Source organism: Bacillus sp. PK6-16 (assembly GCF_056530295.1).
The window spans coordinates 3,848,391-3,872,684 of sequence record NZ_CP096511.1; the positions used below are offsets into that span (position 1 = coordinate 3,848,391).

The 24,294-nt window shown below is 35.6% G+C and carries 27 protein-coding genes, 1 riboswitch and 2 other annotated features; of the genes, 5 read left to right on the forward strand and 22 right to left on the reverse strand.

Annotation, left to right across the window (positions count from 1 at the left end; genetic code table 11):
- Positions 1 to 4: 4 nt before the first annotated feature.
- Positions 5 to 523 (reverse strand): hypothetical protein, encoded by a 519-nt coding sequence (locus tag M1D66_RS19650; RefSeq protein ID WP_000735526.1) that lies wholly within the window; start codon positions 521 to 523, stop codon positions 5 to 7.
- A gap of 114 nt (positions 524 to 637) precedes the next feature.
- The gene (locus tag M1D66_RS19655) at positions 638 to 1,735 is read right to left on the reverse strand and encodes a site-2 protease family protein (RefSeq protein ID WP_000794499.1); all 1,098 of its coding nucleotides are present in this window, start codon (positions 1,733 to 1,735) and stop codon (positions 638 to 640) included.
- A gap of 150 nt (positions 1,736 to 1,885) precedes the next feature.
- Between M1D66_RS19655 and M1D66_RS19660 the strand changes: the two genes are divergently transcribed.
- Positions 1,886 to 2,083: a hypothetical protein gene (locus M1D66_RS19660; RefSeq protein WP_001053357.1), complete on the forward strand. Its 198-nt coding sequence runs from the start codon at positions 1,886 to 1,888 to the stop codon at positions 2,081 to 2,083.
- 107 nt (positions 2,084 to 2,190) lie between these two features.
- Here the strand turns inward: M1D66_RS19660 and M1D66_RS19665 are convergent, their stop codons facing one another.
- Positions 2,191 to 3,045, reverse strand: coding sequence for a YhfM domain-containing protein (locus tag M1D66_RS19665; protein ID WP_000677063.1), 855 nt, complete (start codon positions 3,043 to 3,045; stop codon positions 2,191 to 2,193).
- Positions 3,046 to 3,153: 108 nt separating this feature from the next.
- Here M1D66_RS19665 and M1D66_RS19670 point away from each other — a divergent pair, with 108 nt between their 5' ends.
- A complete protein-coding gene (locus M1D66_RS19670) occupies positions 3,154 to 3,930 on the forward strand; it encodes a class I SAM-dependent methyltransferase (protein WP_149149424.1) in 777 nt (258 codons plus the stop codon).
- A gap of 40 nt (positions 3,931 to 3,970) precedes the next feature.
- Here M1D66_RS19670 and M1D66_RS19675 read toward each other — a convergent pair whose 3' ends face one another.
- Positions 3,971 to 4,180: a hypothetical protein gene (locus tag M1D66_RS19675; RefSeq protein ID WP_000880630.1), complete on the reverse strand. Its 210-nt coding sequence runs from the start codon at positions 4,178 to 4,180 to the stop codon at positions 3,971 to 3,973.
- Between the two features lie 241 nt (positions 4,181 to 4,421).
- Positions 4,422 to 4,680: a binding site (T-box leader), on the forward strand.
- A gap of 56 nt (positions 4,681 to 4,736) precedes the next feature.
- Between M1D66_RS19675 and brnQ3 the strand changes: the two genes are divergently transcribed.
- A complete protein-coding gene (brnQ3, locus tag M1D66_RS19680) occupies positions 4,737 to 6,092 on the forward strand; it encodes a branched-chain amino acid transport system II carrier protein BrnQ3 (RefSeq protein WP_242554705.1) in 1,356 nt (451 codons plus the stop codon).
- Positions 6,093 to 6,116: 24 nt separating this feature from the next.
- Here brnQ3 and M1D66_RS19685 read toward each other — a convergent pair whose 3' ends face one another.
- From M1D66_RS19685 to gltP, 9 genes are all read right to left on the reverse strand, one after another.
- Positions 6,117 to 6,455, reverse strand: a complete 339-nt coding sequence (locus M1D66_RS19685; RefSeq protein WP_002025529.1) for a DUF3922 domain-containing protein — start codon at positions 6,453 to 6,455, stop codon at positions 6,117 to 6,119.
- Positions 6,456 to 6,628: 173 nt separating this feature from the next.
- A complete protein-coding gene (locus tag M1D66_RS19690) occupies positions 6,629 to 7,261 on the reverse strand; it encodes a response regulator (protein ID WP_242554706.1) in 633 nt (210 codons plus the stop codon).
- Entirely contained in the window at positions 7,258 to 8,313 is a 1,056-nt protein-coding gene (locus M1D66_RS19695) for a sensor histidine kinase (protein ID WP_000744326.1), read from the reverse strand. The genes M1D66_RS19690 and M1D66_RS19695 overlap by 4 nt, the downstream gene beginning before the upstream one ends.
- Positions 8,313 to 9,053, reverse strand: coding sequence for a cell wall-active antibiotics response protein LiaF (liaF, locus tag M1D66_RS19700; RefSeq protein WP_000716095.1), 741 nt, complete (start codon positions 9,051 to 9,053; stop codon positions 8,313 to 8,315). The genes M1D66_RS19695 and liaF overlap by 1 nt, the downstream gene beginning before the upstream one ends.
- 106 nt (positions 9,054 to 9,159) lie before the next feature.
- Complete coding sequence (locus M1D66_RS19705) at positions 9,160 to 9,822, reverse strand: PspA/IM30 family protein (protein ID WP_086385525.1); 663 nt, start codon at positions 9,820 to 9,822, stop codon at positions 9,160 to 9,162.
- A 47-nt stretch (positions 9,823 to 9,869) separates the two neighbouring features.
- The gene (locus M1D66_RS19710; RefSeq protein ID WP_000808640.1) at positions 9,870 to 10,226 is read right to left on the reverse strand and encodes a lmo0954 family membrane protein; all 357 of its coding nucleotides are present in this window, start codon (positions 10,224 to 10,226) and stop codon (positions 9,870 to 9,872) included.
- 181 nt (positions 10,227 to 10,407) lie between these two features.
- Positions 10,408 to 11,724: a Na+/H+ antiporter NhaC family protein gene (locus M1D66_RS19715; protein WP_242554707.1), complete on the reverse strand. Its 1,317-nt coding sequence runs from the start codon at positions 11,722 to 11,724 to the stop codon at positions 10,408 to 10,410.
- A 94-nt stretch (positions 11,725 to 11,818) separates the two neighbouring features.
- Positions 11,819 to 11,924, reverse strand: a riboswitch (SAM riboswitch).
- Between the two features lie 120 nt (positions 11,925 to 12,044).
- Positions 12,045 to 12,563, reverse strand: coding sequence for a ribonuclease FAU-1 family protein (locus M1D66_RS19720; RefSeq protein WP_000824668.1), 519 nt, complete (start codon positions 12,561 to 12,563; stop codon positions 12,045 to 12,047).
- 68 nt (positions 12,564 to 12,631) lie between these two features.
- Entirely contained in the window at positions 12,632 to 13,906 is a 1,275-nt protein-coding gene (gltP, locus tag M1D66_RS19725) for a glutamate/aspartate:proton symporter GltP (RefSeq protein WP_000821130.1), read from the reverse strand.
- A gap of 495 nt (positions 13,907 to 14,401) precedes the next feature.
- On the opposite strand from gltP, the gene M1D66_RS19730 reads away from it, so the two are divergent.
- The gene (locus tag M1D66_RS19730; RefSeq protein ID WP_242554708.1) at positions 14,402 to 15,667 is read left to right on the forward strand and encodes a murein hydrolase activator EnvC family protein; all 1,266 of its coding nucleotides are present in this window, start codon (positions 14,402 to 14,404) and stop codon (positions 15,665 to 15,667) included.
- A gap of 101 nt (positions 15,668 to 15,768) precedes the next feature.
- On the forward strand, positions 15,769 to 15,927 hold the full coding sequence (locus M1D66_RS19735) for a hypothetical protein (protein WP_001096001.1): 159 nt from the start codon (positions 15,769 to 15,771) through the stop codon (positions 15,925 to 15,927).
- A 27-nt stretch (positions 15,928 to 15,954) separates the two neighbouring features.
- Here the strand turns inward: M1D66_RS19735 and M1D66_RS19740 are convergent, their stop codons facing one another.
- From M1D66_RS19740 to M1D66_RS19780, 9 genes are all read right to left on the reverse strand, one after another.
- On the reverse strand, positions 15,955 to 17,310 hold the full coding sequence (locus M1D66_RS19740) for a sodium-dependent transporter (RefSeq protein ID WP_065223950.1): 1,356 nt from the start codon (positions 17,308 to 17,310) through the stop codon (positions 15,955 to 15,957).
- A gap of 111 nt (positions 17,311 to 17,421) precedes the next feature.
- Positions 17,422 to 17,670: a binding site (T-box leader), on the reverse strand.
- 64 nt (positions 17,671 to 17,734) lie between these two features.
- Positions 17,735 to 18,349, reverse strand: coding sequence for an NAD(P)-binding protein (locus M1D66_RS19745; RefSeq protein WP_000283356.1), 615 nt, complete (start codon positions 18,347 to 18,349; stop codon positions 17,735 to 17,737).
- Positions 18,324 to 19,079, reverse strand: coding sequence for a sirohydrochlorin chelatase (locus M1D66_RS19750; protein ID WP_000648887.1), 756 nt, complete (start codon positions 19,077 to 19,079; stop codon positions 18,324 to 18,326). Before M1D66_RS19750 ends, M1D66_RS19745 begins: the two co-directional genes overlap by 26 nt.
- Before the next feature lies 1 nt (position 19,080).
- Positions 19,081 to 19,857 (reverse strand): uroporphyrinogen-III C-methyltransferase, encoded by a 777-nt coding sequence (gene cobA / locus M1D66_RS19755; RefSeq protein WP_000521262.1) that lies wholly within the window; start codon positions 19,855 to 19,857, stop codon positions 19,081 to 19,083.
- 84 nt (positions 19,858 to 19,941) lie between these two features.
- Complete coding sequence (locus tag M1D66_RS19760; protein ID WP_000366914.1) at positions 19,942 to 20,142, reverse strand: DUF3906 family protein; 201 nt, start codon at positions 20,140 to 20,142, stop codon at positions 19,942 to 19,944.
- Positions 20,143 to 20,152: 10 nt separating this feature from the next.
- On the reverse strand, positions 20,153 to 21,775 hold the full coding sequence (locus M1D66_RS19765) for a nitrite/sulfite reductase (protein ID WP_000119621.1): 1,623 nt from the start codon (positions 21,773 to 21,775) through the stop codon (positions 20,153 to 20,155).
- An 11-nt stretch (positions 21,776 to 21,786) separates the two neighbouring features.
- Entirely contained in the window at positions 21,787 to 22,380 is a 594-nt protein-coding gene (gene cysC, locus M1D66_RS19770) for an adenylyl-sulfate kinase (RefSeq protein ID WP_000380499.1), read from the reverse strand.
- Positions 22,381 to 22,392: 12 nt separating this feature from the next.
- Positions 22,393 to 23,529, reverse strand: coding sequence for a sulfate adenylyltransferase (gene sat, locus M1D66_RS19775; RefSeq protein WP_242554709.1), 1,137 nt, complete (start codon positions 23,527 to 23,529; stop codon positions 22,393 to 22,395).
- 39 nt (positions 23,530 to 23,568) lie between these two features.
- Positions 23,569 to 24,273, reverse strand: a complete 705-nt coding sequence (locus M1D66_RS19780) for a phosphoadenylyl-sulfate reductase (protein ID WP_000959020.1) — start codon at positions 24,271 to 24,273, stop codon at positions 23,569 to 23,571.
- Between the last annotated feature and the right edge of the window lie 21 nt (positions 24,274 to 24,294).

Sequence of the window (24,294 nt, forward strand, 5' to 3'; positions counted from 1 at the left end):
CTTATTATTTTGTTTGTATAGCTTGTTCAATTACTTTTATATCTTTCCCATCGCCAAACTCCGTATATCCCCAGATATTCGTTTCACCTCTATATTTATTTACGATAATATCCAAGTCATGATATACACGGTGGGCATACACTACATACTCAATATTTTGAAGTTCCACACCTTTTTTTACAATTTCATAGCTTCTATTTACATCGCGTTTTATTTTTTCATTCTTTATTTCTGTATGTATATTTTTTAACGATGATTCTTGTTGTTGAAACCATTGCTTAAATTGATTCCAATCCCCGTCTGTATAATTCTCTGCTTTACCGTAATTTAAGAAATTATTATAGCTTTCATGTGTCATTCGAATAAAATTTAGCACTTTTGTCTCTTCTTGCACATCTTCTATTTGAGCTATTGTATTTACCTCAGCAGGCTTATTCGCATAATGTAACAGCACTTTCATAAGACTATAACTCGCAATGATCATCACGATAATAATCCCGAATACACTTAACAATTTCTTCATATACAGAACTCCTTCTCTACTAAAAATATTACAATGTATGACTATACTTGTAACTTTCTCTCGTAGAAATATAATTCCTGTATAAATTCTTCCTATCATTTCGACAATATTTTTCTATACATTTCTCGTTGGCAAATGTTCTTGTAAAACAATATATCCTTCATAAGCTGTGTAACCGAGTATAGCCATTAATCCGATATAACAAGCAAATACTGTCCATTTCGTTTTCGCATCCACTTTATAATAGTTTTCTTGTTGTTCCTTTTCTGTTTTCCATTCATTTAATTTTCTTTCTGACGCTTCAAATGCTTCCCTTATGTGAATTGTATACTCATCTTTTTCATCTTCATATGGAACATAATCTAACGGTTCGAACTTCGGTAAAAGATACTCTAACACTTCCATTTTTTGAAGTTCACCTATTTGTAACTCTTTTTCCCGTTCTCTTTGTCTTAATGCATTCATCTCATGATGCATCACGTATATAGTCCGATGTACAGCACCCGTTTCTTTTAATTCCTCTTCAAGCCTAGTAACATATTCTTTCATCCCATCAATTTTATGCCCTAATTCCTTAATCGGCTCATCTCTCTTTATTACTCTATATAACTCCATACAACCGATAATAACAATAAATCCTCCCAAAATACTTTTAAAGTAAATTGAATAGCCAAGTAATAAAATAAGGCCTGCTCCCCAAATTTTAGTACTGACAACTGAAATAATTCTCCCACCATCTAGCGGCGAAACGGGAATTAAATTAAAGAAATTAATCATACTTCCAAGCAAAATAACAAGCGCCCAAAATGGCTCTTTCGTCATTATATAAAGCGGTATCGCCGGTAAAAATGACAGAAGTCCGAAAAGCGGCCCCATATAGGCAATGTAAGCTTCATCTTTCGCATTTTTCGGCACCTCTTTCATTCCAATAAGGGCCCCCATAAATGGAATAAAGATTGCTGGCGATGTCGGGATCCCCTTTCTTTTCGCAGCCCATAAATGGCCCATTTCATGAACAAACAACAAATAAATGAGCGCTACTCCAAATTTCCAACCATATAGAACTGCGTATGCGCCAAGCGATAGAAACATACTAAATACCGTTGAAAACTTTGCTAATTTAAAAATTGCAAATACCCACTTTAACTTAGACAGTAAAAATAGACCTATCGCAACAATAATTCCCCATAATCCTTTTTTATTATTTTTCATATTCCTCTCCTTTATCTCTCCTTAATGAATCATATCATTCATCAAAGCTTGTTCTTTTCTCTATTATGACATATTTTTTTCTATTGTTAGAAATAATGTTTATATAATCCATTTTCAGCCAAAAATATAAATAAAAGGAGGTGTACACAAATGAATTTACAATCTCTTATAATAGGTGCTCTATCGTTTTTAGCTTCAACTCTTATTTTTTATACCGTTAGTTACGTATTATTATTAGATTTGTTGCCCAATCACGTATTTATTGCCCTTGTCATCCTTTCCGCTCTTATGATTTCTTTTCTTATTACACGAAAATCAATGAATGAGCCATCTACAAAAGCAAAGTAATAGAGAGGGGTGCTTTCCCCTCTCTATTATCATTTCCTAGGAAAGGCCATATAGATTTGACGAGTTTACATTCATTCCAATCCGTAAGGGCTAATTAAAGTCTCACTTTATCTTTGAAAATTCATTTTTTCACCATAATCTTTAACAATCTGAATTATATTTTGAAACACACCTATTTTTTCTTTTTCACTGTTTAATATTTTCAAATCATAATTTTCGTAATATGTTTCTAATGATTTTAATTGTGATTCTGAAGCGCTTTTTATCGGAACAGTAGCATGTAATTCATATTGCTTATACCCTTCCTTTACTTTTTCACCTAAAATCATTTCACTCTCTTTTGCTCCAATTAATTTTTGAACTTTTTCTGGAAAATTGAGTTGCAAATAATATTCTTGCTCCTTCACTAACTTATTGTATAGTGATTGTGAAATCGTATACCGTACCGTATAATTCACGTTTTGATCGCCTGTTTTAATATGAAACGCGGTAATCTGCAAATCTTTTTTTGTTACTTCCGTTAAAGGGCTTACCTGCATCTCATCTTCTTTTTGTTCTGAGACATTTGGAAATATATCCAAAAGCTTTTCCGTATCTTTTTCATTCAACATATACATAGCTTTCTTATATTGCACCCATCCTCGTCTATCTTCTCCCCTTAACCATGCATAATAAGTTTCTTTTTTCCCATCTCTACTAATTTGTATTTCATATTCAGGTTCACCGAAGCTTCCTGTTATTTCTTGTTTCTCAGCTTTATTCAAAATGTCTATTACTAACTTCGCTTCTGATTCCTGCAACTTTTTCTCTTTATGTTTTTTTTGTATAACGGTTACCCCTATTGTTTCTTTCACTTCATTCACCGTCTCTTCTACTTTTTTTGTTTCTTTTTTCGGCTCAACTTGACCACAAGCTGCTAGTAACATAACAAACAACAACACCAATACATATTTCCCTTTCAAATTAATCCTCCTCTTACGATAAGAAATCCTTATAATCTTCATACATAAAACAAAAACGTGACATCCTATTAAATACGCTATACTAATCATTGAAAGGAGGTCTTTATCATGTCCATTAATTTTCATGATGAAAATAATAAGTACACATATGCAACAAGAAACGCTCATATTTCTTGGGCTGAAATGGTAAAAAACATTACAGAAATACAAAACAAGCAAATAATTGATATCGGCTGTGGTGGTGGGATTTATACGAAAGAACTCGCTCTTATGGGAGCCAAAAATGTTGTGGGACTTGATTTTTCAAAAGAAATATTACAAGCTGCAAAAGAAAATTGTAACAACTTTTCAAACATTTCATTCATCCACGGTGATGCACATAATATCCCATACCCTAATGAAACATTCGACATAGTTATTTCGCGTGCAGTTATTCATCATTTACAAGACATTCCTACATTTTTACGTGAAGCTTCTCGTATATTAAATAAAAACGGTGTACTTATTTTACAAGATCGAACAATTGAAGATTGTACAATTCCAGGAAGTCCCGAACACATTCGCGGATATTTTTTCTCTCTATTTCCAAAACTTATTGAAATAGAGTCAAAAAGACGTCCAAAAACCAACACTATACAGACAGAATTACAAAAACATTCTTTTCATGTACTTCCCACACAAACACAATGGGAAATACGAAAAATACATGATTCTGTAGAAGCATTATTGCAAGATTTATCTCCTCGAACAGGTCGATCTATTCTATATGAGTTAACAGATGATGAACTTTCTCAACTTCTACAACATATACAGACCGCATTACAAAACGTCTCTCCTATTATTGAAAGAGATCGATGGACAATTTGGAGCGCCATGAAGTTGTAAGGAAGGAAGCCTCACAAAATAATGTGAGGCTTCCTTTCTTTCATAATCTAATTTTGCAACACTCTTGATATCCTCCACTTCTGGCCTGTGCACTTCCACACTTCGGACATACTAAATATCTAGACTGATTTGTCAATAAACTACCTTTTTGAAAGAGTAAAACTTCTGCTTGTTTAAACGAACGCGAATAATATAACCACATAAAACCAATTATAGCAATAATGCCAAATAATACTCCCATCGCAAGCATTTCAGTCACCTCTTTTGGTTTGTTCTTTCCAGCAAGTGGATTGTTGTATTATTCTCTATAAATTCAAACAATCCCTTCTTCACTCCTATAAATATCAATTTTCTCTATAAAATTTACAATTCATCATTTCCTTTACAACAACGAATATCACTTTCGATATTTCCGTATATAAATATATCTTTCAAAAAACATATTGACTTTCTAAAAAAAACATGCAACAATACTGTCAGAATACTTGAATAAAAATTCATTGACGAGAACGAGTACGTTATAGAACTGTTCCCCAGAGAGTTGGCGATTTGCTGAAAGCCAACGTTCAGCGCGTAACCGAAAATCATCTCCGAGAAGTAGAACCGAATGTTACAGTAAGTTCTTACCGGCCGTCCCCCGTTACAAGGAACACGTATCATGTTGTACGTTGCAAAGCCGTATACATATAGATTTATTTCTACATGTGTAAATTAGGGTGGTATCGCGGGTAAATATAACTCGTCCCTTTCTTTAGGGACGAGTTTTTTGTGTTCTTACAAATGAATTTAAAAAAGGAGGAAAAACAATGAACACTGTATCAAAAAAACATATTTTTTTCACGGGTCTTATGCTATTTTCTTTATTTTTTGGGGCAGGTAATTTAATTTTCCCTCCCATGCTTGGCCAAAATGCAGGTGAAAACTTTTGGCCAGCAATGATTGGATTTTTACTAACAGGAGTTGGCTTACCACTACTAACTGTTATCGCAATTTCTCTATCTGGAAATGGAATGCAGCAACTTGCAAGTCATGTTCATCCATTATTCGGAATTTTCTTTACAGTAATTGTATACATTGCTATCGGTCCATCTATGGGCATCCCACGTGTTGCAAATGTCGCTTATGAAATGGGTGTTAGTTCTTTCTTACCAGAAACAATCCGCTCTAGCAGCCTAGTGCTATTTGTATATACAATCATCTTCTTTACTATCGTATTTTGGCTCAGTTTGAATCCATCTAAACTTGTTGATCGTATTGGAAATGTATTAACACCTATTTTATTACTCTCTATTTTCTTATTGTTTGTTAAAAGTGTATTTACACCACTTGGGCAATCAGGACCAGCAATGCAAGAGTATCAAACTTCTCCAATCTTCAAAGGCTTTATGGAAGGCTACTTAACAATGGACACTATTTCAGCACTTGCATTCGGAATTATCGTTGTAAATGCAATTCGCTCTAAAGGTGTGAATGATCGTAAGTCCATTGCCATCGCCACAGCAAAAGCAGGGCTTATTGCCGCTACAGGGCTCGTACTTGTATACGGTGCACTCGGCTGGCTTGGGGCAACTAGCGTCTCGCTCGGATATGCAAAAAATGGCGGACAGCTACTTACTGTTATCGTACAACAATTATTCGGTCCATACGGTTTGCTCCTATTATCTCTTATCGTTACACTCGCTTGTTTAACGACATGCGTTGGACTCGTATCTGCGTGCAGCCAATATTTTTCAACATTATTGACTACATTTTCATACAAAACGTTCGCGAGTATCATTTGCGCATTAGGATTACTAGTTGCCAACTTAGGTTTAACGAAAATTATCGCAATCTCTGTTCCAATTCTACTTGTTGTGTATCCAATTGCGATTGTACTCGTACTACTATCATTACTTCATAAATACTTCGGTGGATATCGCTCTGTTTATGTAGGTGCTTTAATTGGAGCAGCTGTAGTGAGCGTATTTGATGGATTAAAACAAGGTGATATTTCAGTTTCATTTATCACACCATATTTTGAATTTATCCCTTTATATAATGAAGGAATCGGCTGGCTAATACCAGCATTAGTAGGAGGTCTTATTGGTCTTGCAATGGCTAAGTTAAGCGGTACGAAAAAAGTTCCATTAGTAACCGAATCTCACGAAGTAAAAGCCTCCTAAAAAAACTCCCAAAAGGGAGTTTTTTTACATTTGATACGCAGCATGATTAAAACTGCTTATTTTATAAGCCTTCGTATAATATTCAATATTCGTATCAACTGTTTCTACCTTGACAACATCATAGCGCTCTTCTTGCTTTACTAAAAATAAATAGTATTCCTCTGTTGCCTCAATAATCGCAATTTTATCTGTTTCAACATTATATTGTTCACAAAGCGCTTGTAATGCGTTCACATAATCCCCTAATTTTTTAGACTTATCCATTCCGAATATAGTTTGAACTAACATATACATTCTCCCCTTTATATGTACTGTTAACACCTCAATGATAACGCTTACATTATTTGTCGTCAATAAAAACATTCAATTGTTTTAACGCCAAATCTATATTGTATCGAGCCAATAATCAGCGAGGAATTCCCCGCCAATTAAAGTTTTACTTTATCCCGCATTAACTGCCCGTAAAAGTCCGATTGGTGAGGGCTGATAATCAGTGGGAGAGGAACAACCTCCCCACTGATTAAAGTTTCACTTTATCACTTCGTTAATTGATGCCTAAATGCATAAATAACCGCCTGAGTACGGTCACTTACATTCAATTTATTTAATATATTACTCACATGTGTCTTTACCGTTTTCAGTGCAATAAATAACTCGTCCGCAATCTCTTGATTACTTTTTCCCTCTGCAATTAATAACAAAATCTCAAACTCTCTTTCCGTTAAATCATCATGCAAAGGTTGCTCTTTCTTTTGACGCATACGGGACATCATTTTCCCGGTAACTTTCGGCTCTAATACTGTTTCTCCATCATAAGTAGCTCGTACAGCATCAGCAATATCACTTGCTCTTGATGTTTTTAATAAGTAACTGGTCGCCCCAGCCTCAATAACAGGATACAATTTTTCGTCATCTAAAAAGCTTGTTACAACTACAATTTTTGCTTCTGGCCATTCTTGAATAATAGCACGTGTTGCTTCGACACCATCCATCTCATCCATAACAAGGTCCATTAAAATAATATCCGGCCTTAATTGCAATGCTAATTTTGATCCTTTTCTTCCATTCTCAGCTTCCCCTACTACTTCAATATCTGGCTGTGTCGATAAATATGCCGATACACCCATACGAACCATTTCATGATCATCGACAAGCAATACTTTTATCATACTTCTCCCCCTCTCTCAATCATAATCGGTACTTTTACTTCTATTTGTGTACCTTTGGCCGGGAAACTAAGTACCTTAAGTGTCCCACCAATTTCATGAACACGCTCTTGCATCGATCTTAGGCCATATGAACCAGCCTTATTAACCCCTACTTCAAACCCAACGCCGTCATCAATGATTTTTAAAATCGCATATTGATCAATTTTTCGAAGGCGCACTTCTGTTTTCTTTGCCTTCGCGTGTCGCAACGTGTTTGATAGCGCTTCTTGCACAATACGGAATAAATGATCTTCTACACCTTTTTTTAATTCTATTGGCTCAATAAGCCATTCAATTTTCATATGTTGTTTTCGCGATAATTCCGTTAATAATTCCTCTATACCTTCTGTCAGTTTCTTACCTTCCAATTGTACAGGACGTAAATGAAGGAGCAATGCTCTCATTTCTGATTGAGCATTTACAACCATATTTTCAACAAGTTGCAATTGTTTTTTTGTCACATCTGGAAATTCAGTTATTTGTTCATTAATCGCTGACATCATCATCGACATTGCGAAAAGCTGCTGACTTACTGAATCATGCAACTCCCTTGCTAAACGATGCCTTTCTTGAGAAATCGCTTCTTGTCTCATCTCTTCATTCCAATGAGCTCGTTCATTCGTTACTTTTTGAAAGAGTCCAGCTTGCTCCTCTAATCGACGAGCCAGAACGATTACTTTTCGTTCCACTTCATGAAATTCATCATCTGCAGTAAACGAAACATCGCTCGGAAAATTCCCTCGCTCTACTTCAAATAGAAAAGTATTTAATCCTTGTATACGCTGCTCTATATAATAACCGATTGCATATCCTACAATTCCCCCGATAAGTAAACTTGTAGTCATAATAAACAAGCCAATTGGAACAGAAGCGATGGATTCCTTCCATAATAAATCATACACTTGTTGCTCGCTTTTCCATACATATACAATTGTACAAATGAGTGCGATACTAACAGAGGACAACATAGAATAACGAATATACATCCACGAAATATTTTTTTGTTTCTTCATTATACTTTCCTCACTTCCGTGTCGCCTACGACAAGCGAAGAAATAATTTTAATACGTCGAGGAGCCTCTTTATACTGCTCTGTTCTAAATGTAACATTGCGGTTAAACCCTGTCTCTTCATGACCTGGCAAGAGCACACGTCCGACAATAACAGAATGATTTAAAGAAAGTTCAATATCATACGGCACATATAAACGAATATTACCAACGACACCCCGAATAACAATTACCGTTTCCCCTTCTGGAATCATAGCAGTTGTTAAATCTATTTCCACATCACAAGCACCATATTGAACATTAATATCCTCAAGTTCATAAATATGATCCATCATTCGCACATTGCCTACAAACATATTTTTCAAATATGTTTCTGTACGATATATTTGCTTCTCTTCGTCTATAATCCCTTTTTCTTTAATTTCAACCTTCATTGCTTTTTGCTGATGCCCTTGTTGAATCAATTGATAACCAATTAAAGCTAAACAAGCAAATACGACAAGAACAAATGCTGCTGATGAAAATAAGAAAAATAAAAATACGATACCACCAACAAATAAAAATACATTTCCCCGTACATAACGATTCTTTTTACGATAATGCCTTCCAAACATAAGCATAATAAATGCAAAAATGAGACCACCTGGTTCAAAATGTCCAAGTATCATATCAAGAAAAAGACCGAATCCAAATATGATGAGGAGCATCCCCATTAATTGTGTCTTTGAAAAATGTTTCTTCATTTCAGCTCCCCCCTTCTTGTCACATATACATAGAAGAAAAGGCATTGCTTTCCAACACCTTTTCTCCTATCACTATATCATAAGCTTGTTTTATAATATACTACTATTATTTTGTTAACTCTTTCGTTAACGATACATCATTCTTTTCTTTCATTTCACGCTCAAGTTTTGCAATTTTCATATCAAATGTATCACGCTCATGCTCTTCATTCATACGAGTTTCTAAGTCACGAATGTGATCTTCAATTTCTTCAAATCGTAAGAACGGATGATTTTCATCCATTTTATGCATCGCAGTATTCATACGACGATTTGCATGTGCCATATTTTCACGTGCCATTAGTTCCATACGCTTTGCGTGCATTTCTTTTAATTTATTTTTCATTTCAGAAAGACGACGCTCTAACTCATCAATTTGCTCTACAACACCTGCATACATTTCTTCTAATCGAGTTACTTGACCTTCATAATAAGCTACCTCTTCTAACGCACGTTCGTGCAATTGCAATTCGCCTGCTTCTTGAGCAATGATAGCTTGCTTTGATCTTTTATTAACGAAATAACGTGCTTGCTCAAGCTCACGAGCAAAGTTAGATTTTAATGTTTTATGACGCTCAATTAACTTCTCAATTTTTGTTATTTCACGCTCACTATCACGTAAATATTGGTTTAACATCGCAATTGGATTTTTTCTTTCCTTCTCATCTAACACGTTATGAAAATCAGCTAAAATTGCATCGCGTACACGTCCGAATAAAGATTGTTTCATTATAAATCTTCCTCTCTTCTACTTTTTTTATAATTTGATTTATTGTTTTAGTTTTTCATTAATTTGTTCCACTCATCTTCAAAGTTGCTATATGGTTTAGAACTTTCTGGAGCAGATTCAACAACTACATCTTTTTCTTTTTTCCACTCACGGTATCCGTAGTATAAAACCACTAAAGCAGCGATACCGATTAATGCTGGCGAATGAGAAAGTGCAATGGATAAACCGATTAAACCAACAATCCCCCAAGCTAACTTTCCAAAAAATGATTTAGCTCGCACAAATGATTTATAGCTCCAATATACAACTCCTGCTCCGATTGCAAATCCTACAATACCAGCAAGACTACCAAGAGCAATTAAAGCCAAAATACCGGCTGCGATAAACGCTAGAAATTGTTTCATCTTGTGCTTGCCTCCCTTCGATTTGATACTCTTATCTTAACTATTTTTTCATCTTTCCATAACGAGCTTAAGAACCGTTTTTAACTCAGACTTAAGACCGAGTCATATTCAGCCCTTTACGCAAAAAAACGTGCAGAGTCTATCCTCTGCACGTTTTTTAATTACTAACATTCATATTAAATTAAGCTGTTTTATGATACTCTTTTTTCTCAGCTACTTTCGAAAACCTTGGAAACCCAATTAAAATAGAAGCAATCCCACATATTCCAACTAAGATTGGATAAAATGCATATGGCAACAATTCAACCGGAGATAACGCTGCAAATCCTGCTGCCGTTAACATTTGGGCACCGTACGGAATTAATCCTTGCACACAACATGAGAAAAGATCTAATACACTCGCTGATTTACGAGGGTCTATTTCATATTGATCTGCAATATTTTTTGCAAGCGGGCCTGTAAAGATAATTGAAATCGTATTATTCGCTGTACACATATTCGTCATACTCACTAAACCAGCAATACCAAATTCCGCTCCTTTTTTCGAACGAATATTACGTGTTAATACATTCATTAAATATTGAATACCACCATTATATTGGATTAATTCAACCATACCGCCAATTAATATAGCAAGTAATACTAACTCCATCATACCGCCCATTCCAGTCGTTACACTTTTAAAGAAACTTTCTAACGTGTAACTTCCATCTATAAGGCCGATAACACCAGATAGTACAGTTCCACCAGTTAATACAATAAGTACATTCCAGCCAAGTAGCGCTGTAATAAGTACTCCTGCGTACGGTAAAATCTTTATCCAATCAAAGCTATGTGCTTTAATCTGCGTGTCACTTCCTGAAGTAACTATTACTAATAGTACAATTGTAATAATAGCCGCTGGTAACACAATTAAAAAGTTCGTTTTAAACTTATCTTTCATTTCTGTTCCTTGTGAACGAACAGCTGCGATTGTTGTATCTGAAATAAATGATAAATTATCACCAAACATCGCTCCGCCAACAACAGTAGCCATTGCAAGCGCAATTGAGATATCGGTTTGACCACTAATACCTACAGCAATCGGCGCTAATGCTGCAATTGTTCCCATTGAAGTTCCCATCGCTAATGAAATAAATGCACCAATAACAAAGATTCCAGCTACGATAAATCCTGGCGGTAAAATAGTTAACGCTAAATTAACAGTTGAGTCTACTCCGCCCATTCCTTTAGCAGTTTCAGAAAATGCACCTGCAAGCACAAAAATTAATACCATAATCATGATATCCGGATTTCCTGCACCTTTAGCGAACCGCTCTACTTTCACATTAAAACTTTCTTTACGATTCATCACTAAAGCGACTCCTACAGCAATTGAAATCGCTACAAGTATCGGCAATTTATAGAAATCACCTGTAATAATTCCAGAACCAATAAATAGCGCCAAAAATAGCCCAAGTGGTAATAAAGCTAAACCATTTCCTCTCGTTTCTTTCAAAGTACCATCTCTCCCTAGTTTCAACCTTTTTCTAATGAATAACAAAAGACCTCTTCCGATGAGAAGAGGTCTTATACATCTATAAGAAACGCTCTTCTCATCTTTCAAGCACATGCTTGCTGGATTTGGCACAGCACTCTGAAATCGAGTCCGCTGCCGAGGCATCGTAGGGCCAGTCCCTCCGCCTCTCTTTATAAGAAGGTTTCATATTTATTTTTTAATAATAATTTCTTCCCTAACTTTACTCGCTTACAAAACAAAAGTCAATTATTTTTTGTATAGATTTTTTTGGTAATTATACAAAAATTCGAATACAACAATCATTTTAACTTTTCGATTTCTTCTTCCAATATTGAAATCCAATAAAATTCACTATTTTTTATTGCTGCTAATATCCATTTCGTAGTGTACCAAGCTAACTCATACTCTTCCTTCGTGACATCGCCACTTTTATAAGCATCCTCTAGCTCTTCTTCATCTAATATATACACCTTACCGCTGGGTAATAATACTACATCTAAATATAAATCATCAAAATACGGTAAACCACGATCGTCTATTTCATATTCTTTCGTCACATCAATATAATATTGCACTAAATTGTGCCTATCATCTAACATAGCTGTAATCGCAAAGTTCTTTCCATTAATGAAATATTGAACCCACGTATACCCATCACTTGCAATACAAATTTCTTTACCATCATATTCTTTACAACTAGGCTCTCTCACCTTTTTTATATCCAGTATTCCGAGCATTCCCTCTTCCACTTGCTTAACCGTATAACTCTTTTCTATTAGTCTCTTCCACGAAGAACCGTCACCATATTTTCGTTTCATTATGTCTGCTCCTCTTCTATATACAGAAAAGCTCCCACATATTATGTGAGAGCTTGTTCATATTATAATTAAGCCGCTTGACCCTTTTCAGAAATCTCTTTTAAATAAGCTTGTCCTTTTTCAGCGTCATATTGACCTTCCCACTTAGACATAACTACAGCTGCTAAAGAGTTTCCTACAACGTTAACTGCTGTACGAGCCATATCTAAAATACGGTCAATACCAGCAATGAACGCTAAGCCTTCAGGTGGAATACCTACTGTACCAAGTGTCGCTAATAATACAACGAATGATACGCCCGGTACACCTGCGATACCTTTTGATGTAACCATTAATACAAGCAACAATGTAATTTGTTGTGTAATAGATAAATCAATACCGTACATTTGCGCTAAGAAAATAGCCGCAATTGCTTGATATAAAGTTGATCCATCTAAGTTAAATGAATAACCTGTCGGAATAACGAAAGATGTAATTGCTTTCGGGCAACCGAATTTCTCCATTTTCTCCATGATTTTTGGTAAAACTGTTTCTGAGCTTGCTGTAGAATACGCTAAGATCAGCTCGTCTTTTAAAATCTTAAAGAATTGGAAAATGTTAATTCCAAATATTTTCGCTGTAAGTCCTAAGACAACTACGACGAAGAAAATCATTGCTCCATATACGACAATTAGTAATTTCCCTAACGGAATTAATGAAGCAAGACCAAATGTAGAAACTGTAACACCAATTAGTGCAAACACACCAAATGGTGCAAATTTCATAACTTGGTTTGTTACGTAAAACATTGCATCAGCTACACCTTGGAAAAATTGAAGAACTGGTCTTCCTCTTTCACCAATCGCTGCTACACCTAAACCAAATAGTACAGAGAAGAAGATAATAGCAAGCATATCTCCGTCAGCTAACGACTTCATAATGTTCGTTGGAACAATATTTACAAATGTATCTGCAAATGAATGACTTTGTACTTGCTCTGTCGTATGTGTATATTTCGAAATATCTGTCTTTGTTAACTGCTCCATATTTACGCCTTTTCCTGGTTGGAAAATATTCGCTATTAATAGACCAACAATAATTGCAATTGTTGTAATAATTTCAAAGTAAAGAATTGTTTTTCCGCCTAGTCGACCTAGTTTTTTAACATCGCCAACACCAGCAACCCCAACAACAATACTTGCTACAACAATCGGTACAACGATCATTTTAATTAATCGGATGAAAATATCACCAATTGGTTGTAAGTACTTCACAACAGCTGGATTATCAAAGAAAATCGCACCAACCGCAATACCAAGCGCAAGTCCTATTAATATTTGCCATGCAAGTCCTATTCTTTTCATATTTGTTGTAACCCCCTCTTCGATGTGTCACTCTATCTCTCATTCTATCTCTATAAAACTAAGAAATTAAGAGTATTACATATTATTCGACAATTCACTACATTTTGTCCCTGTTAAAAATCATAAATCAAAAATTTAAATCTGACAACAAAATAACTTTGCCCGAACACAAATAATTTTCTTGACAAAAAGCAGACCCATGTTAGAAAACCTAACATGAGAACGATTCCTTACTAGTGTTTTATTAGCTTTCAAAGTAATATTTCACCTCATAAAAACGATTACTTTCCTCCTTCATTTCACAGATAAATCCCAAAATTTACCTTTGTTACACATATGAATAAAATGTAAGCACTATGACAATTACAGTTGAAAAATGATAAATTCCGACAAAACTTAGCAATTTTATAAAATTTTCTTTACATTATGATTACAACGATAGACACCCTTCTTCTTATGATATATAACATTCATAGGGAAAGGAGTCAGACAACAATGAAAAAGAAATTTGCAGCGTTTAGCGTTTTAGCAGCAGGAACGATTTTTGCTTCCCCGTTACTTTCACCCGTATACGCTGAAACGAATCAAGATAAATTATCTAACATTCAATCTGAATTAGAAGGCAAACAAAGTGACTTACAAAATAAATCAGTCGAGAAAGAACAAATAGAAAAAGAAATTCAAGAATTACAGAAGAAAATCGATGAATTAACTACTTCCATTAATAAAAATGAGACTGAATTAAACGATACAAAAAAAGAAATTAGCAAAACACAACAAGTAATTACTGACAAAAAGAAACATATAGAACAATTACAAACAAACATAGATACACGTCAGGAAGTTATTAAACAACGATTACAATCTATGCAAGAAAAACCGCGTACAAATATCATTACAGAAGTATTAACAAACTCTACAAACATTGCTGATCTTGTTGATAATATGTACTCCGTAAGTTTAATATTAAACAACGATACAGATATTGTAAAAAAACAAACATCTGATCAAAATGCTGTAACGACAGAAAAAGAGGCTGTTGAGAAAAAAGAACAACAACTGAAAGACTCTGAACAAAAACTAGAACAAAAACAACAAGAATTACAAAATAATCAACAACAGCAACAAACTCTTATTAACGATCTACATACGAAAGTAGCAAAAGTAGATTCAGAGATTGAAGGATTAGAAGAATCCAAGGGCATTTTAGAAAATCAACGTCAAGCTGTTCAAAAAGCAATTGAAGAAGAAAAACGGGCGGAAGAAGCTCGTAAAGCGGAAGAAGTCCGCCAGGCAGAAGAGGCTCGCAAACAACAAGCTACTAAATCTGCTCAAGCGGCCCCAACACCACATGATACAAATATCGGTGGTTTTATCAAACCAGCAGCTGGATCAAAAACTTCCGGATTTGGTGTACGTTCTTTAGATAACCATAAAGGAATTGACATCGCTGCTTCGGGAACGGTTCCAATTATCGCTGCTGCAGATGGCGTTGTTATTCGCTCAGAATTATCATCTAGTTACGGAAACGTAGTGTATTTATCTCACCGTATAAACGGAAAAACATATACGACAGTATATGCTCATATGAATAGTCGTTCTGTATCGAATGGACAAACTGTAAAACAAGGCGATCAGCTTGGATTTATGGGGAATACGGGCCAATCATACGGACAACATTTACACTTCGAACTTCATCTTGGAGAATGGAATGTCGGCAAGACAAACGCAGTTGACCCATCTCCTTATATCGGATTATAAAAAACCTCGGTGCCTACCGAGGTTTTTCATTTACACTTCACACAATATAGGCATTCTACATAGACTATAACTAAATGCCTATAGTTTACGAGGTGATCCATATGAATACGCAATTACAACAAAAAATAGAAGAAGCTAGAGAAACGTATATTGGCCGGATATTTACATTTGGCGGCTCAGTTTTATTTTTAATCGGTTCATTCCTCGCAGTCACCACAGCCTATAAAGCGTATAATCGTCTATTACATTCATCAACATAAAAAAAGACGGGAAATCCCCGCCTTTTTTTATGCAAACATTTTAAATACACCTATCGCATTTAAAAATACAATTATTACAGTTACCGGAATAACATAACGAAGTAAGAAGAACCAAATGTTAAATAACGTTTTCCCTTTCGTTTCCGTCACTTCTAATTCTTTCATCAACAATTCTTTACTCATTTTATTTGGTACAAATAATGAAATAGCTAGTACTCCTAACGGTAGCAATACGTTACTTACCGAAAAGTCGACTAAATCAAAGAACGTTTTCCCAAATATTTTCACGTCACTCATAATCCCAAATGATAACGCTGATGGAATACCGACTGCAAAAATAAGAATACCAATTAATAATGATGCTGACGGACGCTTCTTCTCATTACCTTTCGCAACAGATGCTACTACAATTTCAAGCATTGAAATTGCTGATGTTAAAGTCGCAAAGAAGAATAAAATTAAAAACATAATAAAGAAAAATTGACCAAATGGTATTTTTGCAAATACTGCCGGAAGGACGATAAACAGTAATCCTGGTCCTTCAGTCGGTTTAACTCCTAATGCGAAAATCGCTGGGAAAATTGCTAATCCTGCAAGTACTGTAACAAAAACAGTTAAACTTACAATAGATGTTGCTGATTTCGTTAAATGTTCCTCTTTCTTTAAATACGAACTATACGTTACCATTACTGAGGCACCTACTGTTAGCGAGAAGAAAGATTGTCCCATTGCATATAAAATCGTATCTGCTGTAAGCTTTGAAAAATCTGGCTTTAAGAAGAACTCTACTCCAGCAAAAGCACCATCGAGTGTTAGCGCACGAACAATAATCGCAATAAATAAAATAAATAATAGCGGCATCATGTACTTACTTGCCTTTTCTATACCTTTCTCTACACCTTTACTTACAACAAAAATCGTACAAAGCATAAAGATAAATTGTGCTCCAATCGCACTTAATGGATTTGAAATCGTTTCACCGAACAATTGTCCATAATCAGCTGCACCATTCCAGAAACTTCCTGTCACACTATAATATAAATAAAGTAAAATCCATCCACCTACAACACTATAAAAAGATAGTACACTAAAACAAGTAACAACTCCCATACGACCAATCCAAGGATATAATTTGCTATTTGGCACTAGTACTTTATAAGCTGTAACCGCCTCTTTTTGCGTGCTACGTCCAATAACAAACTCCGCTATTAGAAGGGGCATACCTATAAATAAAGTTAATAGTAAAAATACAAGGAAGAATGCGCCTCCCCCTCCATTACCTGCAACATATGGAAATTTCCATATCGCACCAAGACCTACTGCGGCTCCGGCTGCTGCGAGTACAAAGCCTATTTTCGACGTCCATTGCTGTGTTTCTTTCATCATAAATTCTCCTTTTCTGAATATTTAAACTTTTGTTAATTATACACTTTCATTTCATACTCGCACACCTCCTTTAGAAAATAAAAAAGTCCCCTACACGCAAATATGCATGTAGAGGACGATATATGTAATGTAAATACCGTGGTACCACCTCAATTGGATTGATAAATCCCACTTGTTCAAGTACAGGAATAATTCCGATACTCTATCCTTTTAACGGCGGAACCCGGGTTGCCTACTACAATGTTCAACATACCTCTCGCAAGCCCATTCTGTATATTTTATCGTACCGGGCTCCCACCTAACCCCAGCTCTCTGAACGCATCAAATATACGTACTCTTCTTGCTCATCGATTTCATCTATTGAAGTTACTTGTGATTATAAATTATATTTTTATATTTGTAAAGCGCACTTTATCTTTTATTATTTTAAAACCTTTTCCTCTAATTCTCGTAAAAAACTTTCTCTTTTCCCCTCATTTTGCACATATACTGATTTCAACACTTCTTGGAGCAATATATTTCGTTCCCTCTTTTCTAACTGTAAATCTTTTAACTTCAACCTTACTTCATATAAAAAATCTAAATACGATTCATATGTCTCATCATATTTATTTGCAATATCATCTCGAATTTTTTTTGCGAGCTTCGGGCTCGCTCCCCCAGTAGAAACTGCTATATTAAGTAAACCACGATGAATCGCTGCCGGAAAATGAACATTACCACTTTCCGGATTTGTAATAACATTTACTAATTGATTCTCAGCGGCATCTTCAGCAACTTGTTCATTTAATATTGAATCACTACTCGCTGCAACAACTAAAAAAGCACTTTTAATATCACTTTTTTCATATTCTCTTTGATACCAACGAATTTTCTTTTCTTCCACAAGTTTTACTAAATTCGCATCTAATTCTGGACTTATCACAACTATATCCGCACCCTGTTTGAGTAAAGGAATAATTTTAAATCCTGCAACTTTTCCCCCGCCAATAACAACAACGCGTTTCTCATTAACTCGCACTGTAAGTGGATACATACTGATCTCCTTTCAATAACTCCGTCGTTTTCTGAATTAACATATCTTGAAACGCTTCATTCTTCCCTAAATATGGACTGATTTTTATCTCTTCCACTTCATATTGGCGCACTTCTTTCTCAATATGTTTCATAAGTAAACCTGTAAATAACAAGTAAGGCAGTACAACGATGTTCTTTTCTTTTCGTTCTACAACTTCCTTTAACTTCTCCTCAAATTTTGGCTCTGCAGCCGCTAAATAACAAACTTCTACTTTTTTAACCTTCTCTTTTGTTTGAAATAAAGAAGCAATCCAGTTTATATCTCTTAATACTTCAGGATCACTGCTCCCTCTTGCAACAAGAAGTAACGTCACTTCATTTTTATCTTCCTGTTCGATGCCACTTCCGCTATACACCGATTTAACAAGTGTTTCTGATACACCAAACGGATTACCATAGGTCACTTTAACATCCGAAAATTGATTAGTTAACTTTTCCAATTCAAAAGGGATATCTTTTTTTACATGACCTGCCGCTAATAAAAAAACAGGGATAGCAATAATCTCAGTGGCCCCACGCTTCACACATGTACGAAAACCATCTTCAATAGAAGGATTCGCTAACTCTAAAAAACAAACTTCTTGAATAGTCGCTTCTATACGGCTCATGCACGATGTAATAAATTGAATCGCCTCTTCTTTCGCTGTCTTCAAACGACTTCCATGACATATATATAAGACGGCTTTCATTTTACAACACTCCACTTACTTGATAAGCATTTTCTGTCTGCTTCTCAAACCAATGAATTTTTTCTCTAAAACGGACAACCTCTCCAATTACAATCATACTCGGATTTTGAATTTGCTCTTTTTTCGCAACATCTACAATTGTCCCTAACGTTCCAACAACTGTGCGTTGCATAGACGTCGTCCCCTGCTCAATAATAGCAGCTGGCGTACTTTTATCTTTTCCATGCTTCATAAGTTGCTCACATATGTAGGGCAAATTACTAACCCCCATATATACCGCTAAAGTCTCTACACCTTTCGCTAAACTTTCCCATTTCACTTCTTCTTCAGCACCTTCTTTCCTATGCCCAGTCACAATAGCAAAACTTGCACTTGCATCACGGTGTGTCACTGGAATGCCCGCATAAGCAGGAGCAGCTATTCCAGCTGAAATACCAGGAATGATTTCAAATGGTACACCTTGCTTTGCTAATGCTTCAGCTTCTTCTCCCCCTCTACCAAACACAAATGGATCGCCGCCCTTAAGCCTCGTTACAACTTTTCCTTTTTTCGCATACTTAATAAGAAACGTGTTAATTGTCTCTTGCTTCATCGTGTGATAATTCGGGAGTTTTCCGCAATAAATTAAATCCGCGTCAGGCTTTGCGTATGAAAGCAGCTCTTTATTCACAAGTCGGTCGTATAAAATAACATCTGCCTTCTCAATACATTTCAACCCTTTAACAGTAATTAAATCTGGATCGCCAGGACCCGCTCCAACAATATAAACCTTTCCCATCATCTCTCCTCATTTCTTCTATTAAAATGAAACTTCCATTCGTATATAAGAATGGAAGTTTTTATTTTTTCGTATTACTGATCTCTACTCATGGATAACAAATGCCCCACCTTTTCGAATCTTCTTTTTTTCAAACAAAGAAATCTCTTTTACCTCTGGCAACGGTAAAAAATGCTTTTCAAGCTCAATCTCCGCAAGCTTAAATGCCTGTTCTTCACTTTGAGCAACAACAACAATCGGAACAATACTATTTACTAACACAGCTTCAAATCGATATAAATCCATATCGTCCCTCCTAAGACGCTATTACTTCTTCTAGCACGTTATTTAACGCTATTTGTAATGTATCTACACCAACACGACCTACAAAATCATAAAATGTTTCGGCTGGTAATTTATTCTCTTTGAAATAACTTATAAATGATGCGAGTACATCAGGTAGATCCTCGCCATCTATTTTTCCTTTTAACTTTTGATTGTAGGCACCGCCATCTAACAATGTTCCACCTACGTATATTTCAAACGCTTCAACAATACCTTTTTCCTTCGTTTTCATTTTCACCCCTTGTAACCCAATGTCAGCAATTTGACGTTGACCACATGAATTCGGGCAGCCTACCATATGAATTCGAACTGGAACATCGAGTGCAATTTGTGTATCTAAGTATTCTGCAATTTTTCGTAATCTTTCTTTCGTTTCTACTAGTGCAAGATTACAATATTCAATACCGGTACATGAAACCGCATGACCAATAAATGATTTCGGGCTAGCAGATATCGCTTCAAACAGCGGTTCACTAAGTAATCCTTTTACATTTTCTGGAGGAACGTTCGGAATAATGAAGTTTTGCGAGTTACATGTACGAATTTGTCCATTTCCATATTGCTTTGCGATTCTTGCAATCTCAAACATTTCTTCTGCATGTAAACGACCTACCGGTACATTAAAACCTACATATTTTAATCCCTTTTGTTTTTGGTCTTGAACACCATAAAAATAGCCTGCATTCCATCCTTTGAGTGCACTTTCCCCTTTACTTTGTAAAGGCCCTGTATACTCTATTAGTTTCTCTTTAAATTTCTCTGCTCCCCAGTCCGCAACAAGAAATTTCAACCGAGCTAAATGACGTTTTTCACGATATCCAAAATCACGGAATATAGTAGCAATCGCAATCGCCACCGCCTTCACTTCTTCTGGTAAAACGAATACATCTAATTCATCAGCTAAATACGGTCGAGCTGATAATCCTCCACCTACTTTTATATGAAAACCAACTTTTTTCTCACCATCTATTTCTTTCGTTGCAGGCGTAAATGCAACACAGTTAATTTCTGCGTTTGCTGAATTATAAATATTAGAACTAATAGACATTTTAAATTTACGTGGCAAGTTAGAAAACTCTTCATTATGTTGGAAGTAATCATATACTTCTTTTACAATATGCGTTGTATCGAATAGTTCATTTGCATCAATGCCAGCAAGCGGATTACCTGTAATATTCCGCGTTATATCACCACAAGCCCCCGCTGAAGATAACCCAACTCTTGCTAATCTTTTAAAAATATCTGGAATTTGCTGAATTTCTAACCAGTGAAACTGAATCGCCTGTCTCGTCGTAATATCTATTACATTACGTCCATAATCTTCAGCGATAGAAGCAAGTACTTCTGCCTGTGCATTTGTAATAATCCCTGACGGAATATTTACCCGCATCATAAAATAACCAGCTTCTTTCGGTCTTTGTAAATACAAGCCTGCCCATTTAAAGGCATCCCACTCTTCTTTCGGAATAGATTCGAAACCATTTTCCGCATAGTAAGGAATATCATTAAAAATTTCTAAGCCATCTTTTTCTAATTTATTTTTCTCGGTCTGATTTAATTTTTCATTGTTAGCCCACACTTTTTCATAACTCATTGTTTATCCCCCTATATAAAACTACGCTCTTGTAAGTACTTCACGATTTGTTCTGCACATTCTTCAATAGAATATTTGTGCGTTTCTACAATTAATTCCGCTTGCTCTGGCTCTTCATAAGGCGAATCAATACCTGTGAAATCCTTAATATCACCTTTTCTTGCCTTTTTATAAAGTCCTTTCGGATCACGTTTCTCACACTCTTCAATCGGACACTTCACAAAAATTTCAATAAATTCATCTGCCGCTAATAAATCTCTTACTTGTTTGCGGTCTACTCGAAATGGTGAAATAAATGCTGTAAGGACAACTGCTCCTTGGTCTACAAATAACTTTGCCACTTCGCCAATACGTCTTATATTTTCCATGCGATCACTTTCAGAAAATCCTAAGTCCTTATTTAAACCGTGGCGAATGTTATCCCCATCCAGCACATAATTTCCAATATTCTTTTCAAACAGTTTACGAGCGACCGCATTCGCTACTGTAGATTTACCCGAAGCTGATAAACCAGTAAACCAAATTACAAAACTATGATGTCCATTCTTCACTCTTCTCTCATCTTTTGAAACCGAAGCTGTATGCCAAGTAATATTCGTATCCATCTCGTTCTCTCCCTATTCTGTTACTACTTCTTTTTTCAAGCCTTTAATTAGCACTTCCACTACTTCTTTACGACTAAATGTACTTGGCGGAATCTCACCGTTTCTTAATAATTCTCTTACTTTCGTACCCGATAAAATAACATGATCTTCTTTTCCGTGCGGACATGTTTTCGTTGAAGCCATCGCTTCACATTTCGTGCAGTAAAAACTATGCTCAAAGAATAGTGGTGTAATTCCTAACTCTTCTATCGTAAAATTTGTGAAGATTTCTTGCGCTTCATACGTTCCGTAATAATCTCCTACTCCAGCATGATCACGCCCTACTATAAAGTGGGTACATCCAAAATTCTTTCTTACTAACGCATGAAATATCGCTTCCCTTGGTCCTGCGTAACGCATGGCAGCAGGAAATACACTTAAAAAGACACGATTTTTCGGATAATAGTTTTGAAGAAGTACTTCATAGCTTTCCATTCTTACATCAGCAGGAATATCATCCGATTTCGTTTCTCCAACGAGCGGATTTAAAAAGAGACCATCTACAATTTCAAGAGCAGATTTTTGAATATACTCATGGGCACGATGTACCGGGTTTCTCGTTTGAAATCCGACCACTGTTTTCCACCCACGTTTTTTAAATGCTTCCCTCGTTTTAATTGGGTCTAAATGATAAGAAGGAAATTGATTATTTTCAAAGCGTTTTGTTAGAATAATAGTTCCTCCAACGTAAACGTTTGGTCGTTCATATAATTTTTTCACTCCTGGATGAGCCTCATCCGTTGTTTTATATACAAGTAACGCTTCTTTTTCTTTATCTGGTACAAAAATATCTTCTATTTGAATGACACCGTATATATTTCCATTGTTGACAAGCTTTACTTCCTCTCCAACCTTCAGGCTTTCTGCGACTTTTTCTGTTACCGGTAATGTAATCGGTATACTCCACACACTACCATTTGCTAAACGAAGCGTTTCTACAACAGAATCATAATCTTCCTTCCCTAAAAAACCAGTAAGGGGGCTATATCCACCTGTCGCCAATAGTTCTAAATCACTTAACGCAATATTGTCTAATTTAATTTCTTTTTCAATTTGTGATACGTCATATGTCTCATCTATACGGTTTACTAATTCGTTTACTATGCTCATTTTTCTATATCCTCTCTTAGCTTTATTTCAAGATTCATCTTATTGGTAATGAAGACCACATTCAGTTTTCACTTTTCCAGCCCATCTACCATCTCTTGAATCGCCACCATCCCCTACAGGTAACGTACATTTCTCACACCCAATACTTGGATAGCCAACATCATGCAACGGGTTATACGGCAAGCTATGTTTGTATACATATCGCCAAACTTCTTTCCACGTCCAATGAATGAGTGGACAAACTTTAATAGATTGAAAACGATGATCTTGATTTATAAACTTTGTATGCTTACGTGTTTCTGATTGTTCCCTTCTTAAGCCCGATATCCATGCTTTTTCCACGACTAATGATTTTTCTAAAGGTAAAATTTTTCTAATCTTACAACAAAGATTCGGATTGCTCTCCCACAGTTTTTCACCATGCAACTTCGCCTGTTCATCAAGTGTAAGTTCTGGCTGTTTTTCTATAATATTCAATGAAGGAAATCGTTCCCGCACTTTTTGAATTAATTCATACGTTTCTTGAAAATGAACATTTGTATCCAAAAATACAACTTTAGCAGATGGATTTACTTGGTTTATAATGTGCAGCAATACCATACCTTCCACCCCAAAGCTACATGCGTAGACAACCTCATCTTTATATTCTTTATAAGCCCAATTTAATACTGATAACGCACCTTTTGTTTCATCTTCTTCCGAAAACGAAACAACATTTTCTTCCCACGTTTCATACGTCAACATGTTTTTTCCCCCTGTAAAAGC

What these genes read in the sequence shown, in the direction of transcription:
- M1D66_RS19655 (WP_000794499.1), bottom strand. Translation starts at nt 1,735, where the DNA reads ATGAAAAATAATAAAAAAGGATTATGGGGAATTATTGTTGCGATAGGT.
- M1D66_RS19705 (WP_086385525.1), bottom strand. Translation starts at nt 9,822, where the DNA reads ATGAAACAATCTTTATTCGGACGTGTACGCGATGCAATTTTAGCTGAT.
- M1D66_RS19730 (WP_242554708.1), top strand. Translation starts at nt 14,402, where the DNA reads ATGAAAAAGAAATTTGCAGCGTTTAGCGTTTTAGCAGCAGGAACGATT.
- M1D66_RS19765 (WP_000119621.1), bottom strand. Translation starts at nt 21,775, where the DNA reads ATGAGTTATGAAAAAGTGTGGGCTAACAATGAAAAATTAAATCAGACC.
- M1D66_RS19750 (WP_000648887.1), bottom strand. Translation starts at nt 19,079, where the DNA reads ATGAAAGCCGTCTTATATATATGTCATGGAAGTCGTTTGAAGACAGCG.
- sat (WP_242554709.1), bottom strand. Translation starts at nt 23,529, where the DNA reads ATGAGCATAGTAAACGAATTAGTAAACCGTATAGATGAGACATATGAC.
- cobA (WP_000521262.1), bottom strand. Translation starts at nt 19,857, where the DNA reads ATGGGAAAGGTTTATATTGTTGGAGCGGGTCCTGGCGATCCAGATTTA.
- M1D66_RS19695 (WP_000744326.1), bottom strand. Translation starts at nt 8,313, where the DNA reads ATGAAGAAACAAAAAAATATTTCGTGGATGTATATTCGTTATTCTATG.
- M1D66_RS19720 (WP_000824668.1), bottom strand. Translation starts at nt 12,563, where the DNA reads ATGAAACGAAAATATGGTGACGGTTCTTCGTGGAAGAGACTAATAGAA.
- cysC (WP_000380499.1), bottom strand. Translation starts at nt 22,380, where the DNA reads ATGGATACGAATATTACTTGGCATACAGCTTCGGTTTCAAAAGATGAG.
- M1D66_RS19780 (WP_000959020.1), bottom strand. Translation starts at nt 24,273, where the DNA reads ATGTTGACGTATGAAACGTGGGAAGAAAATGTTGTTTCGTTTTCGGAA.
- brnQ3 (WP_242554705.1), top strand. Translation starts at nt 4,737, where the DNA reads ATGAACACTGTATCAAAAAAACATATTTTTTTCACGGGTCTTATGCTA.
- M1D66_RS19690 (WP_242554706.1), bottom strand. Translation starts at nt 7,261, where the DNA reads ATGATAAAAGTATTGCTTGTCGATGATCATGAAATGGTTCGTATGGGT.
- gltP (WP_000821130.1), bottom strand. Translation starts at nt 13,906, where the DNA reads ATGAAAAGAATAGGACTTGCATGGCAAATATTAATAGGACTTGCGCTT.
- M1D66_RS19675 (WP_000880630.1), bottom strand. Translation starts at nt 4,180, where the DNA reads ATGCTTGCGATGGGAGTATTATTTGGCATTATTGCTATAATTGGTTTT.
- M1D66_RS19740 (WP_065223950.1), bottom strand. Translation starts at nt 17,310, where the DNA reads ATGAAAGAAACACAGCAATGGACGTCGAAAATAGGCTTTGTACTCGCA.
- M1D66_RS19745 (WP_000283356.1), bottom strand. Translation starts at nt 18,349, where the DNA reads ATGTATCCACTTACAGTGCGAGTTAATGAGAAACGCGTTGTTGTTATT.
- M1D66_RS19650 (WP_000735526.1), bottom strand. Translation starts at nt 523, where the DNA reads ATGAAGAAATTGTTAAGTGTATTCGGGATTATTATCGTGATGATCATT.
- M1D66_RS19685 (WP_002025529.1), bottom strand. Translation starts at nt 6,455, where the DNA reads ATGTTTTTATTGACGACAAATAATGTAAGCGTTATCATTGAGGTGTTA.
- M1D66_RS19735 (WP_001096001.1), top strand. Translation starts at nt 15,769, where the DNA reads ATGAATACGCAATTACAACAAAAAATAGAAGAAGCTAGAGAAACGTAT.
- M1D66_RS19660 (WP_001053357.1), top strand. Translation starts at nt 1,886, where the DNA reads ATGAATTTACAATCTCTTATAATAGGTGCTCTATCGTTTTTAGCTTCA.
- M1D66_RS19760 (WP_000366914.1), bottom strand. Translation starts at nt 20,142, where the DNA reads ATGGATTTATATCGATTTGAAGCTGTGTTAGTAAATAGTATTGTTCCG.
- liaF (WP_000716095.1), bottom strand. Translation starts at nt 9,053, where the DNA reads ATGAAGAAACATTTTTCAAAGACACAATTAATGGGGATGCTCCTCATC.
- M1D66_RS19710 (WP_000808640.1), bottom strand. Translation starts at nt 10,226, where the DNA reads ATGAAACAATTTCTAGCGTTTATCGCAGCCGGTATTTTGGCTTTAATT.
- M1D66_RS19670 (WP_149149424.1), top strand. Translation starts at nt 3,154, where the DNA reads ATGTCCATTAATTTTCATGATGAAAATAATAAGTACACATATGCAACA.